Origin of the sequence: Rhizobium tibeticum, from assembly GCF_900110205.1 — a bacterium.
Classification (GTDB): Bacteria; Pseudomonadota; Alphaproteobacteria; order Rhizobiales; family Rhizobiaceae; genus Rhizobium; species Rhizobium tibeticum.
This window is the reverse complement of record NZ_FOCV01000075.1, coordinates 1-12,898: the sequence shown is the minus strand read 5'-3', so window position 1 is coordinate 12,898 and position 12,898 is coordinate 1. Positions and strand designations below refer to the sequence as shown.

Genomic DNA, 12,898 nt, shown 5'->3' with positions numbered 1-12,898 from the left:
ACATCGGAAAGCTTTCCTTGATTGCCAAGCGCTTTGCCGTTGATGAGCCCTGAAGGACCGCGGGCATTGAAGCGCATAACCCAATCGCGGACAATCTGCAGGGTCACGCCTCCGATCCTGGCCGCGTCGCTGCGTGAATGACCATCATAGATTTCGGCAAGGGCAAGAAGCCGCCGAGCCTGTGCCGCATCCTTCTTGCTCTTGGCCAATGCCCGCAGGGCAAAACCGTCGAAGTCATCGCGCAGTGGAATTCCCAATGTCATCCGCAAACCTCCGTTTGCGACATAGATTCAGAATTCAACTGATTTGGAAACCGCAAAACGAGTCAGAGACCGCTCACGTTGGTATAAGGGCGAGTGCTGTGATCGATGGGTCGTCCGGACGTTCGACACTCTGTTGAGCTGAGAGCCAGGGGATGCTCCTGACCATGCAGCCGCATATCGGCTGCTGGCGCATCAACAACAATGCGGCAAGTCGCGCATGCGCTTGCGCTCTGACCATACATGGTACAGCAGCGCCTCGTCGGCAGGTTAACCACGTCATTGCATTTGTAGTCGCGCCCCGCTGGAGGTCTGCCGCCCTGCACGAAGAGGTGCGAACTCAATACTGGAACGGACGCCGCAGCCATATTACAATTGCAGCGCTCGATGCATTGACATGCATCACGGGCGGCGCTGTATATGTTCACATTATTCGCAGAATGATTTTGTGTTGAGACAGCAGGTTCTGTCGAAGCCCATAATATTCAGGAATTTATACCATGCCGTTTCAAAATAAAGGAGAATACACTGCACAAGGATTGTACATTAAGTGCGGCGACGGCGCTCACCTTTCTGTTCTTGCTGCTTGGCCAGCCAGTTCCCGCCCGTGCAGCAGTATTTCAACAACTTGATAATGACATGTTCGTGCCATTCGGCGGCGTCTCTGCGGACGCGCCGAAGGCAAGTAGCGCCGACAATCCGACAATCGTTGCCAGAAAATTCTCCAATGCTTCCTTCACAGCAGTGACTAGCTATCAGGCCACCACTTCAGTGATCTTGGACGCGCCTTCCATTTTGTATCGAGGCAGTGGGCCCACCAAAATAGCGGATTTTAAAGCTGGAAGGCTCATCGAACACCGCTTACGCTTACCCAAGCCTCGTACGCTGTCGACGAAACTATCGGCGCGACAAACCCGCATGCGAAGGCTGACACTCGAGGTCGGTCGCAGGTATGCAGGTGCCGCCGGGGTAGCACGCTCAGGGCTGGACCAGGAATCGTTTGTATCGCTTTTCACTACGATGATTCAGCGGGAAAGCAACTTCGATCCCGAAGCCATATCCCCTGCAGGCGCCAAAGGACTGGGGCAGTTAATGCCAGACACCGCCCGAGGACTCGGCGTCTGCGACGTCTTTTCGGCCCGGGACAATCTCGAGGGCGCCGCGCGGTACCTTGCCGCGATGCTCCATCAGTTCGGTTCACCCGAGCTTGCTCTCGCAGCCTATAACGCCGGTCCTAATGCCGTGCGTAAATACGGCACTATACCACCCTACCGGGAGACGCAGCAATACGTGTCCGACATTTTCAACAATATGAACTCCGCGCCGGGCGCTGTTGCACACGAAACGAAGCCCTTCAGCCCAGCCCCACAGGAGGCGTCGCTCAACGGCAGCGACACTCTAGATATGGCGCGATTTCCGAAATGCGATTCACTGCGGGGACGCCACCGCCAGGAGATGGCTGCACACTCTTCGGAAGCCTGAACGTAGCAATTCAAATCGACTAACTATGGAAGAGAAAAGATGGGATACTTCAAGAAATATCTCCTCAACAAAGACCCTCTGAAAATCGTTGCAATGATCGTCGCAATGGTTCTTCTGTCTAGCAATCCCAGCGCCGCGCAAGACTTTGGCGGCGTTACGACCTTCCTGGAAACGATCGTCGAGGCAATCACTGGACCCATCGGCATCGCCATATCGGCTCTGGCCGTGATCGCCGTCGGCTTCTCCTTCATGACCGGCCGCATGGACTGGACATTTGCGGTGTCGATCATAATCGGCATCGCAATCGTTTTTGGCGGCGCAAGCTTTGTAGAGGGCATCACCGTCAACTAGCGCCGCCTTGATGCGCTGGGGCCTAAGCCTCCCCTCCTCATGCCCGGGGGGCCCGGCGAGGACATTTTTCGGAGTAACGCTCATGGAACGTACACCGCTGTTTATAGGCCTGACCCGCGAGGTCAGCTTCGCCGGACTGCCGATCATGTATCTGGTCGTGCTGATTGCCACGGTCATGCTTGGCTTCATCATCACGCGCTCACTCGTGTACCTCTTGATCACGGGGGGGATGGGCTATGTCGCCCTTCGCGGTCTTGCGGCGTACGATCCCAAGATCATCAGTGTCTTCATCGCTACCGTGCAGCGGACGCGGATGAGTCCAAAACTTCTGCGTGGCGAAGGGCTGGTGTACCGTGCTTGAAAGGCCAGCTACGCGAGCTACCCGCAGCCTTGCAATCAAACGCTCGGAAAAGGGCGAAATGCTGGTCAGCGGCTTGCCCTATTTGAGCGCGGTTGACGACGTCACGTTGATGTTGCGCGATGGCGACCTGATGGGTTCCTTCGTTGTAGAGGGCATCAATGCGGAAACTGTCGATAGCGTCCATACCGTCGAATTGTGCAACGCGTTTTCGCGCTTCATCGCACAACAGCGGAGCGATGTCGCTTATTATGTCCATCGAATTTCGGTTGAGGCCCGGCCGACGATGCCGCCGGTTGACGGCCATCCTTTCAATGCGGAAATCGATCGCCGCTGGCAAGGATACCTGCAAACGGTCGGCCTTCGAGATCGAGTGACGGTGGTCACGCTGGTAATCCGGCCGCCCCGGAAGACCGCCAAGTTCCTGTCGCTATTCGGTGGCAGGGATGTCCACAGTCGCCATGAGGTCGAAGCGCGGGCGCTGCGCCTCGACCAGATGATCAACACCTGCATGGTTGGTGTCGGTGAAGCTAGGCCCAGCCGCCTGACGGTCTCCGACGGCCGTTGGCTCGGCCTACTCCGTACTCTGATAGACGGTTCTGGCGGAAGTCTTATTCCCGGCACCAAATTCCTTCCAGTGGCCGACCTCCTGGCCAGCTCGCAGATAACCTTTCAGGGTCCCGTTTTTGAATGCGAAGGAACGGATCCAGGACGACGCCGGTTCGGGACCATCGTTTCCGTCAAGGACTACCCAGCTGAGACCTATCCCGGAATCCTCGACCGGCTGAACTTGCCCTACAACACCGTAGTCACTCAGAGCTTTACTCCAATCGATCGAATATCGGCGCAGGGCAAGATCGCCCGGGTGAGAAAGCAGATGCGCGCGGCGGAAGATGCCGCCATATCGCTCATGGCACAACTCGAAGAGGCGGAAGACGATGTCGCCTCTGGTCGGGTGATCTTCGGAGACCATCACTGCAGTGTCGCTGTGTTCTGTGACAGTCTCAAAGAGCTGGACGGCGCCATGGCCTATGTGACGCGCGCCATGCAGGATGCGGGATCGGCGATTGTTCGCGAAAATTTCTCCTCCCGCGTCGTATATTTTGCGCAGCATCCCGGGAATTTCGCCTACCGGACTAGACCCGCGATGATCTCCTCGCAGAACTTCGCGCAGCTTTGCGCCATGCACGGCCAGTCAAAAGGCAGCCCACCCGACAAGTGCCCTTGGGGCGACGCCGTCACCATATTTCCCACTGCGCGTGGCGAGACCTTCCGCTTCAATTTCCACCTGCCCGGAAAGCCAGGCCAGCGCACCGTCGGCCACACGCTCGTTCTGGGGCAGACCGGCTCAGGCAAGACGCTTGGTACTGCGTTCCTGATAAGCCAAGCCCAGAGGCTCGGCGCTCGAACCATTCTATTCGACAAGGACAACGGTTTCGAAATGGCGGTGCGTGCCATGGGCGGGCGCTATTCGGCGGTGCGCATGGGTGACGAAACGGGTTTTAACCCGATGCGCGCAGAGGCCGACAGTCGCGGCGCGGCATGGCTTACTGACTGGCTGGCGGCGCTGGCGGAAAACGACGGAGGAAAGCTCAATCCGGTACAGATCCAGGCCCTCAGCGACGCGGTGCAGGCCAATACCACGGCCGATCCGCGGTTGCAGAACCTCGAGCAATTCCGCAGTCAGCTTCGCGCCACTGATGACGACGGAGATTTGTACAACCGACTCGGGCGGTGGGACGAGACCGGTCAATTCGGTTGGCTGTTCGGCGGAAAGGGGCTGAACCCGCTCGCCTTCGACAATCGTCTGACGGCATTTGACCTGACGGAGATCTTCGACAATGACGTCGTGCGCACCGCCTGGCTAAGCTTCGTCTTTCGCCGTGTGGAACAGCTCGTCGAGGATGAGCATCCGACGTTGCTCGTCCTTGACGAGGCCTGGAAGCTCCTCGACAATCCCTATTTCGAGGCGCGGTTGAAGGACTGGATGCTGACGATGCGCAAGAAGAACGTCGCTGTCGTCCTGCTCACCCAGCGGGTTTCCCATATCAAGAATAGCGCTGCCGGCGATGCCATTCTGGAAAGCGCTGTCACGCGTATTGTTTATACAAGCTCTTTCAACACGGCGGCGGAACTCGCCCCCCTACATCTGACGCCCATGGAAAGCGCATTCCTTCAGATGAGCAATGTCGACAACCATCTCGTGCTGCTCAAATCCGGCAGTGACAGCGTTGTGCTCGACTTCGATCTCGTCGCGATCGGCAAAGGTATTGACGTGCTTGGCGGCGGCCGCGGCGAAAAAGCGATCGCAGGCTGGCGCGACAGACCGGATTTTCAGATGGAGATGTTGCAATGAAAGAGCTTTTAGTTGTGATCGCATTGCTGGTCTGCGGCCTGAGCTCCTGCCAGTCCGTGCCGGCGGAACGCAAAAACCACTGCGCCTGTCGGTGGGAAGGCGCAAGCGGACTTTCAAGAGGAGCATGGGTATGAAACGGCATCTTCGAGCCAGCTCACTGGCTATTTCGATCCTTCTTTTTCAACCGGGTGGGCCTACTGTGGTCGCCCACGCGCAGGAGGCCGTCACTCCACTGCCGGAACCTGCCGTCCGGGGTGTGCCGGACGGCCCCCCCGGTGTCCAGGAGACCCATGACCAGGATTCAATCGAGCAAATCATGAAGCTCGTCCAGTTGTCTCGCATCGTGGGCGGGGGCATTGCTCAGATGTTCACTGCAGTCCAGAACCAGAAAACGGCGCTTGATGTTATTCGTGACGGGCAGACTGGACCAAAGACCATTCCGCTTATGAACGGACCGGACGAAGTCGCTGCCCGCCAGGGCGGCGAAGGCCTCAAGGAAATGGCAGACAACGCGTTGAATGGCGCCGCCGATGGTCCACCGGATCTCCTGGCAGCAATCACCCATTTCCGTAGCACCTTCTCTCTCGACAACGCATTCGCGCTCAAGGATGACGAGCTACTCAGCAAAAAGGTGGTCGCTCAGCTCGCCGCCAAGGGCGCGATCGCCGGCTCCGTAGCGGAAAGCTCCTACAAGCGTGCCAACGCGAGCATGGAGCGGGTAGACGACTACATCGCGGCCGTTCAGGCGAGCAAGGATCTCAAGACGAGCATCGACATCAACACGCGCGCGGTGATCGAGCTCACGCAGCAAACCAATGAAAGCCTAAGAACGCAGTCGGCCGTCACCTCCATGGTCAGCAGCTATTTCATGATGTGGGCAAGCGAAGCGAGCACGGAAGATTGGACTGAGGGCCTTAAGGAATTCAATAGGTGACGCCATGGGAATTGTTCAATCGATAGGAACGCAGATCGACGTGGCGACCGTCGATTACCTGCAGGCCGTGTACACGGCCGTGGCAGATCCCGTCAGGAAACTGACGGCGTCGATCGGTCTCGTGGCTCTGCTCTTCATCGCATTGAACCACGTATTGCAGATACAGAACATAAACTACTCGAAGTACCTTAGTTGGGCCGTGACATACATACTAGTCGTAAGTTTCGCCACCCTTTGGAGTAATTTCAGGCCGGTCTACGATGCCCTGACAGATGTTACACAAGGGTATTCGAACCTGGTCGTCGAGGCGGTTGCGAAGGATGTCGAAACACTGAGGGCGGATATCCTCGATCCTGCGAAAATCAGCGGGGCCGGCGAGGCCAAGACCTATGCAGCGATGGACGAATTCGGTCATGCCATCATCTGGATCAGCCGCGACTTTCTCCGTGACACCTCAATCCTCCACCTCGGAAAGACTCTTCGCAATATCTTCTTGGGGGGCTTCGTGTTCATCGTCGGCGGCATATTCATTGCATCATGTGCGGTGGTTGTGCTGACCGCTAAAGCGGGCTTTATCGTTGCTCTGAGCATGGCTCCGCTCGGCATCATGATGTTCATGTGGGAGAGAACGAGGCAGTATTTCCAAAGCTGGGTTAGCCTTCTGATCGGTTTTGCCATCATACCTCTCCTTCTCGGCTGCCTGATGGCAATTGTTCTCTATTTCGCCGGCCATCTGCTTGCGACGTCCGGGGCAAGTAGTTCGGACAAAACCAAGTTCTTCGGCTTCGTCTTCTTTATGATAGCGGTGCTAGTCCTGCTGTTCCACATCCCGACTATGGCGCAGACACTGGCGTCTGCGTGCGTTACGGTCGGCGGCGCTAGCGTAGCCAGGAGTCTCACGAGCGCGACAGGGCGCATCAGTGGCGCGAGTGCGCTCCAAAACTACGCTATGAACCTTCCTACGAGGGCCTTAAAATCCGCGGCTAGCCTTCCTACGAAGGGCTTAAAATCCGCGGGGGGCTCCGCTGCTGACGTCCTAAAGTCCGGATTCGCGGCGTTTCGCCGACACTCCGATGATCGCAAGGAATTCTGGCGGCGACGGCGGCATGAGTCATAAGCCAGCTTTGGGAGAGAATCGCTTCCGGGTCCAACGCCGCGTCGTCCAGCGGCGGCGCGCAGCCGTTAGCGGCTATATCTCAGGCGTCCGCTATCTAGGCGTCCGCTTCCAAACCTCCTCCTTGGGGTCCCGCTCCACACGCATCTAGTTCCGGCGGGAAGCCGGCCGAAACACGCAGGGACTATCAACTCTTTCATCAGTCAAGCATTTCAATAGTATCGGTGTCGACATGGCCAAGACGAATATTCAAAACGCCTATGAGGAGGAAATATTCTTCACACTTCGCCAGCAGCGCAACAACTGGGCGAAAGTCGCTGTCGGCTCGATCGGCGCGGCACTCCTCTCGTTGGGGTGCCTGCTGGCAATCCTCCCGCTCAACGAAACCAAACCTTTTGTGGTGATGGTCAACAAGACCACGGGCCAGGCGGAAAAACTGGTGCAAGTTCGCCCGGCCTCCCTCGATCAGCAAGATGCAGTGCTGCAGGCTGAGCTTGTATCATATGTCGTCGACCGCGAGACCTACGACCAGGCCGACAACAGCACTCGCATTCTGGACGTCATGGCCCGTTCGAAGGAGAATGCTGCTGAGACATTGGCCCAGCTGTGGACGTCCAACTCGCCACAATATCCGCCGACGATCTACGGAACAGGCGTGCGTGTCCGGGTAACCGTAAAATCGATTTCTATCAACCCGGTTTCCCATCGCAACGCACCCGATCTCGCGCGGGTGCGTATCACTAAGTTCCGCGAGGAGAAGGGCCGAGAAACAGCCGAGCGCAGCTTTGTGGCGACGGTGGGATATTCGTTCCAGCCGAAGGAAGATGCCAAGCTCGAGGAGGTTTGGAAGAATCCCCTCGGCTTTATCGTCCTGTCATACCGGATCGATGCCGAAACTCACGGCTAGAATTCCAGCACGAGAGGAACCGACACCATGTTCAAGCACACCGCAGTTCTGCTACTTCTGAGTGCGGGCGCGGCCCTCGCCGATCAAGCGCCCATCTCCGCGACCGAATCCGTCTCCGCGCTACGACAAAAACCTGCGGCGGCAGCGCCGGCCAGCGATCCGCGCATTCGGCGTTTCGCCTACAATGAAAACAATGTCTATCGGCTCGACCTTTATCTCAAATCGGTTACAGCGCTGCAGCTTTCGCAGAGCGAGGAAGTCGATTCTATCCTTATCGGCGACAGCACATCCTGGGAAGTGGTTAAGCTCAAGGCCGGAAACGTCGTCAGCATCAAACCGACGCTTCCCTCGGCCACGACCAACATGACCATCTATACCAACAGACGGGTCTATACATTTGAGCTTCGTTCCATTGGTGAATTCACGGGCGATGCTAATGCTGCACCCCTCTTCCGGTCGATCTTCACCTATGCAGACGACGAGAAGCCGAAGCAGAAAAGCGACGCTTCCTTGAGACCGGACCGCCTTCGCGCGGACTACCTGTTCTCGGGTGACGCCGCATTTCGACCACGCTGGGTCCAAGACGACGGCCGGCAGACGATGTTCTTCCTGCCTGAAGGCGCTCCTCGTCCGGCCGTTTTTAAGGTGGGACCGGGCAACAAGGAACAGCTGATCAACTCCCGCACCAATGCACACCAGATCATCGTTGATGGAACGAGCGATTACTGGATCCTGCGTATAGGCAACGAGTCCGTGTGCATCGGTCGTACCGGCCCCACGCGGCTCAACAGAAACGTCACGGTTAGATGAAAGGCGAGCCATGTCGGAAAACGATCACATCATTGGCCCTATTCGCGATGACGGCACCGAGTCGACGGACTCTGAACACAGCGCAAGGGAACGCAGCGGGCTCGTCAACGCTCGCCGCGTACGACAGACACGTGGTACGAGCGGCGCAACTAATGCAAGGCTCATAATTTCGGCGGGCTTGATGGGAGGGGCCGTGGTATTGTTCTTCGCGGTCGCTGGGCCGACGGCTGCCCTAAAGGTCCTGGGGATCGGACACGACAACCACCAGGCGGTTGCTAAGGTTGATATGGAAGTTGAGAAAGATTCTCATCGACCAGTTCATCTCGATTTCGCCGTACCTGCGAGCACGGAACCTGAAAAGAAGGAGTTAGATCCTAACGTGGCCTGGAAAGCAAAGATCAAGGCGCTACAGGATCAGATTGCTGAACTCGAGCGCAAGAAACAAGGCAGCGTCTCCTCTGGAGAAATTGAGGCGCTGATTACCCGCTATAATGAGAATATGAAGCGGCAGTTCGAAGATGAGCGCAAGGCAATGACCGAAGAAAACGCCCGGTTGAGAGCCGCTGCCGAGCGAGCGGAAGAGGAGCGCCAGCGCGCCGAAGAGGCGGGAAAGCTGCATTCGGGTGAGCTCAAGGCGCGCCAGAAGCTTGACAAGATGCAGCGTGAATCCAGTTCGGTGGTGGTCGACGCGGCTGATGGGCCTGCCGGCGTGACCACTGAGAGCGATAAATCGGCGACTGACCAGAACCAAAACGCGCGGTTCCTAAAGACGGCCGCCAGTAGCACGTTCCAGACGTCTGTTTCGCGGCGGCTGCCTGATCCCTCGCGCACAGTGGTGCAAGGAACCATTATCTCAGCCGTGCTCGAAACCGCGATCGATACAGAGCTGCCTGGCAATATTCGTGCACAGGTGATGGAGCCTGTTTATTCATTTGATGGAGCGCGCGTTCTGATGCCCTCTGGAACCATTTTGATCGGTGAGTTCAACAACGACGTCAACCTCGCGCAGAGGCGCGTCCTGATCGCATGGAACCGAGCGATTACGCCTTCGGGACAATCGATCGCGCTTGGTTCCACCGGCGCGGACACACTTGGGCGGTCGGGGACGGAAGGTAATGTGAACAACCGCTATAGCACGAAGTTCGGGGTCGCCATCCTCATCAGCGCCATCACCACCGTTCCTTCGATACTGTCCAACCGCAACAGCCAGTCTGAATCCGGCACGACCTCCAAGGTCGGCGGCGGCCTGGTCGCGGGACAGATGAGCGACACGGCGAGCGACCAGGCAAGCGGCGTCCTTGATAAGTATTTTTCGCTACCGCCGGCCATTAAAATTCCGCAAGGTGAGGAGATCCGTGTTTTCGTAAATCGAGATCTTGTATTCAGATGAATTATGTTCCGAAGAATCGCGAAATCTCCTACGTGGAGCAATATCTGAGCCCTCTGAGAGACTTTCTGATCGACGACCGCGTCAACGAGCTTGTGATCAATCCAAACGGCTCAATCTTCGTCGAAGCCGCGGGCGCCGAATACATGCACGAGATCGACGTGCCGCTGTTGCCCCATGCCATTAAGCGGCTAGGTGCGCAGCTTGCCGGCGACACGCGCAACACACTTGGCGCCTTGCATCCGATTGTGTCCGGCCGAGTCATGGTCTGGGGGCATCCACTGCGCGTTCAAATCGTGGTCGAACCAGCGATCGAATACGGCGTATCGTTGTCGATCCGCAAATACTTAACACAGGCGCTAGCGACGAAGGATATCGGCTTCGTCAACGGCGGACAGATACGAGTCGATGCGCAGCGCCTCCTCCGACACAGGGCGATTGCTAAGATGGCGCGCGACGGCGACCTGCAGGGTCTGTTCCGGCAGGCGATCGAGGAGAGGTTCAACGTGCTGGTATCCGGTGGCACCTCCTCGGGCAAAACAACGGTGGCGCGCTCGCTGATTTCCATGATGGACCACAATGAACGCCTGATCACCATTGAGGACGCACAGGAGCTCTTCCCACCCCATCGCAACCAAGTGGGGTTGATATCCGACCGGAAGGACAAGTCAGCACAGATGCCTTCCAAGCTGCTTGAAAGCTGCCTGCGAATGCGGCCGGATCGCATTATCGTCGGAGAAATCCGCGGTGTAGAGGCCTATGACTTTCTCGAAGCAATCAACACCGGTCACCCTGGGGCCATTACTACCATCCATGCTGATAGCCCCGCGCTAGCATTTGACCGCCTTGCGCTAATGGTGATGCGCTCGGGGATTAGACTTACCCATGGCGAGGTTATCACGTATGCTAAGCGCACAATTGACTTGGTGGTTCAGGTCGGACGGCTCAATGGGTCCCGCGGGGTGCTTGAGATTTACCTCCCTTCACAGGTGGAGGAATGATCATCGTCCCAGATATGGCACATCCGGGGCTTGGCGGCATAACGCGATGCACCGCTCAATACCTTTGTTGTGTTCCCCTGAACTCTTTAAGCTTGTTGACGAACCACTCCGCCAGATCGGGCTGTCGATAGAACAAGTGCTGGACGGAAAGGCATCTTCGCGAATTCGTTTCGCTGGGATGTCGCCCCAAGCACTATCCTTTGCCAAGATGGGCGTGATCGAGCAGAACCTGAATGATGCGGATATCCGTGCCATTCTCCAGAAGATGCTAGTCACCTGGAACTGAAGTAAGTATCATTGTATATGCCCGCCCTATTCGGAGAGACGGGGGCATTGGTATGGCGGGACGAAAGGCGGATATTGTTGTATTAAGCGATGAGGACCGGACTTTTCTCGAAGCTCAGGTTCGGCGGCACAAAGCGCCTCGTTCTCTGTCGGATCGATGCCGGATGGTTCTGCTCTGCGCGGAGGGATTGCAGAGCAAGGGCGTTGCCGAACGCCTCGGTGTCCACGAGCACACGGTTGGCAAATGGCGGCGGCGGTTCGTGCAGGATGGCATTGAAGGGCTGACCGACGAATATCGCGCGGGTCGCCCACGCAAGTGTCGGATGTGCAAGTTGCTCAGGTGATCGAGCGCACGCTGATTTTGTGGGTCGCATAGTTGTCCATCACGATATGAACGTCCAAATCGGACGGTACGCTCGCATCGATCTGCTTGAGGAAATCCAGGAATTCGGTGGCACGGTGCCGCTTGTAGCATTTGCCGATGACAAAGCCGGAGGCGACGTCCAGAGCGGCAAACAACGTGGTTGTGCCGTGTCGGACATAGGAATGCGTGCGCCGTTCCGGCACGCCAGGCATCATCGGCACCACTGGCTGCTCGCGGTCGAGAGCCTGGATTTGGCTCTTCTCGTCCACGCTGAGAACCAGCGCCCGATTGGGAGGTGACAGATAAAGACCGACGATGTCGCGGACCTTATCGACGAACAAAGGATCGCTGGAAAGCTTGAACGTCTCTGTGCGATGCGGCTGCAGGCCGAAAGCGTTCCATATCCGGCGGATCGTCGTGTGCGAAAAGCCTGTGGCCCCTGCCATCGAGCGGATCGACCAATGGGTCGCATCGCTTGGCGTTGAACGCAGCGTGCGCTCGATCACAGCCGCGATCTGATCGTCGTCGATGGTTCGGGGCCGACCAGGGCGAACTTCGTCGAGCAGCCCATCGAGTCGGTCTTTGAGGAAGCGCCGTCGCCATTTGCCAACCGTATGTTCATGCACGCCGAGCTCGTCCGCAACGACCTTGCTCGGAACTCCCTCGCCACAGCGAAGAATGATCCGGCACCGCTCCGACAGGGAGCGTGCAACACGATGCTTGCGCACCTGTCGCTCCAGATATTCCCGCTCCGCCTCGCTCAAAACCAATGGGGCCGTTGGTCGGCCAGTCGCATTTGCCATGCCTCAACCTCCAGTGAAGAGGCCAAGCATACAATGTAGTGAATTTTAGTTCCAGGTGACTAGTTATATTACCAACATTACTCCTACCCACTTAGCTAAGTGGGGGAAGCATGTCCGGACCTTTCGGGGGCTAATTCACACTGGACACTGATGAGATCTCGCTGCTTCCGTATGAAAGACTTCCCGACATGCACAGGGTCTCCGACCGCGCGGGATCGGGGCATGGCTTGCGATTTACGCCATGCACCGTGTTTCCTTCCGCTTCGCTTAACAGCGTCGGCATCCCGAATTGATCATTTCGCGGCTCAATGGCCGGCCTGCCGGTTTCCCCTGTCAACGCTTCGACGCACACCTCGCTATGTGCGCCGCATGACTCGGGGTCAGAGTGATTCGCCACTTCTTCTCCGTATTGAACTTTCATCAACTATCTTTCATCGGCTTTGCAGCCGCACTAATACCAACGAGCGCTAATCAAAACCGGTGCGC

12 protein-coding genes and 2 pseudogenes are annotated in these 12,898 nt (G+C 57.3%); 12 read left to right on the top strand and 2 right to left on the bottom strand.

Features of this window, described 5'->3' with window-relative positions:
* On the bottom strand, positions 1-263 hold a 263-nt coding region (locus tag BSG20_RS33350; RefSeq protein ID WP_143147593.1), incomplete at its 3' end, for a helix-turn-helix domain-containing protein.
* 636 nt (positions 264-899) lie between these two features.
* Here BSG20_RS33350 and BSG20_RS33345 point away from each other — a divergent pair.
* From BSG20_RS33345 to BSG20_RS33290, 12 genes and pseudogenes are all read left to right on the top strand, one after another.
* Positions 900-1,742, top strand: a complete 843-nt coding sequence (locus tag BSG20_RS33345) for a lytic transglycosylase domain-containing protein (protein ID WP_093041806.1) — start codon at positions 900-902, stop codon at positions 1,740-1,742.
* Positions 1,743-1,781: 39 nt separating this feature from the next.
* Positions 1,782-2,093 (top strand): TrbC/VirB2 family protein, encoded by a 312-nt coding sequence (locus BSG20_RS33340; protein ID WP_093041803.1) that lies wholly within the window; start codon positions 1,782-1,784, stop codon positions 2,091-2,093.
* Positions 2,094-2,175: 82 nt separating this feature from the next.
* Positions 2,176-2,454, top strand: a complete 279-nt coding sequence (locus BSG20_RS33335; protein ID WP_018009845.1) for a VirB3 family type IV secretion system protein — start codon at positions 2,176-2,178, stop codon at positions 2,452-2,454.
* A 58-nt stretch (positions 2,455-2,512) separates the two neighbouring features.
* Positions 2,513-4,807, top strand: a complete 2,295-nt coding sequence (locus BSG20_RS33330) for a VirB4 family type IV secretion/conjugal transfer ATPase (RefSeq protein ID WP_093041800.1) — start codon at positions 2,513-2,515, stop codon at positions 4,805-4,807.
* Between the two features lie 130 nt (positions 4,808-4,937).
* A complete protein-coding gene (locus BSG20_RS33325) occupies positions 4,938-5,741 on the top strand; it encodes a type IV secretion system protein (RefSeq protein ID WP_093041796.1) in 804 nt (267 codons plus the stop codon).
* Positions 5,742-5,745: 4 nt separating this feature from the next.
* The gene (locus BSG20_RS33320; protein ID WP_093041793.1) at positions 5,746-6,858 is read left to right on the top strand and encodes a type IV secretion system protein; all 1,113 of its coding nucleotides are present in this window, start codon (positions 5,746-5,748) and stop codon (positions 6,856-6,858) included.
* Positions 6,859-7,087: 229 nt separating this feature from the next.
* Positions 7,088-7,762: a VirB8 family type IV secretion system protein gene (locus BSG20_RS33315; RefSeq protein ID WP_093041790.1), complete on the top strand. Its 675-nt coding sequence runs from the start codon at positions 7,088-7,090 to the stop codon at positions 7,760-7,762.
* A 27-nt stretch (positions 7,763-7,789) separates the two neighbouring features.
* A complete protein-coding gene (locus BSG20_RS33310) occupies positions 7,790-8,572 on the top strand; it encodes a TrbG/VirB9 family P-type conjugative transfer protein (RefSeq protein ID WP_093041787.1) in 783 nt (260 codons plus the stop codon).
* Positions 8,573-8,582: 10 nt separating this feature from the next.
* A complete protein-coding gene (locus BSG20_RS33305; protein ID WP_244551839.1) occupies positions 8,583-9,962 on the top strand; it encodes a TrbI/VirB10 family protein in 1,380 nt (459 codons plus the stop codon).
* A gap of 32 nt (positions 9,963-9,994) precedes the next feature.
* On the top strand, positions 9,995-10,960 hold the full coding sequence (virB11, locus tag BSG20_RS33300) for a P-type DNA transfer ATPase VirB11 (RefSeq protein WP_244551838.1): 966 nt from the start codon (positions 9,995-9,997) through the stop codon (positions 10,958-10,960).
* A gap of 46 nt (positions 10,961-11,006) precedes the next feature.
* Positions 11,007-11,246, top strand: coding sequence for a hypothetical protein (locus BSG20_RS36855; protein WP_093041781.1), 240 nt, complete (start codon positions 11,007-11,009; stop codon positions 11,244-11,246).
* Between the two features lie 52 nt (positions 11,247-11,298).
* Positions 11,299-11,603, top strand: a pseudogene (locus BSG20_RS33290) (helix-turn-helix domain-containing protein); the annotation flags it as partial.
* 2 nt (positions 11,604-11,605) lie between these two features.
* On the opposite strand, the pseudogene BSG20_RS33285 reads toward BSG20_RS33290, so the two are convergent.
* A pseudogene (locus BSG20_RS33285) lies at positions 11,606-12,412 on the bottom strand (IS630 family transposase); the annotation flags it as partial.
* Positions 12,413-12,898 lie beyond the last annotated feature (486 nt).

Excerpts from the sequence above, each read along its gene's own strand:
- BSG20_RS33330 (WP_093041800.1), top strand. The coding sequence starts at position 2,513 with ATGCTGGTCAGCGGCTTGCCCTATTTGAGCGCGGTTGACGACGTCACG.
- BSG20_RS33305 (WP_244551839.1), top strand. The coding sequence starts at position 8,583 with ATGTCGGAAAACGATCACATCATTGGCCCTATTCGCGATGACGGCACC.
- BSG20_RS33345 (WP_093041806.1), top strand. The coding sequence starts at position 900 with ATGTTCGTGCCATTCGGCGGCGTCTCTGCGGACGCGCCGAAGGCAAGT.
- BSG20_RS33310 (WP_093041787.1), top strand. The coding sequence starts at position 7,790 with ATGTTCAAGCACACCGCAGTTCTGCTACTTCTGAGTGCGGGCGCGGCC.
- BSG20_RS33325 (WP_093041796.1), top strand. The coding sequence starts at position 4,938 with ATGAAACGGCATCTTCGAGCCAGCTCACTGGCTATTTCGATCCTTCTT.
- BSG20_RS33320 (WP_093041793.1), top strand. The coding sequence starts at position 5,746 with ATGGGAATTGTTCAATCGATAGGAACGCAGATCGACGTGGCGACCGTC.
- BSG20_RS33315 (WP_093041790.1), top strand. The coding sequence starts at position 7,088 with ATGGCCAAGACGAATATTCAAAACGCCTATGAGGAGGAAATATTCTTC.
- BSG20_RS36855 (WP_093041781.1), top strand. The coding sequence starts at position 11,007 with ATGCACCGCTCAATACCTTTGTTGTGTTCCCCTGAACTCTTTAAGCTT.
- BSG20_RS33340 (WP_093041803.1), top strand. The coding sequence starts at position 1,782 with ATGGGATACTTCAAGAAATATCTCCTCAACAAAGACCCTCTGAAAATC.
- BSG20_RS33335 (WP_018009845.1), top strand. The coding sequence starts at position 2,176 with ATGGAACGTACACCGCTGTTTATAGGCCTGACCCGCGAGGTCAGCTTC.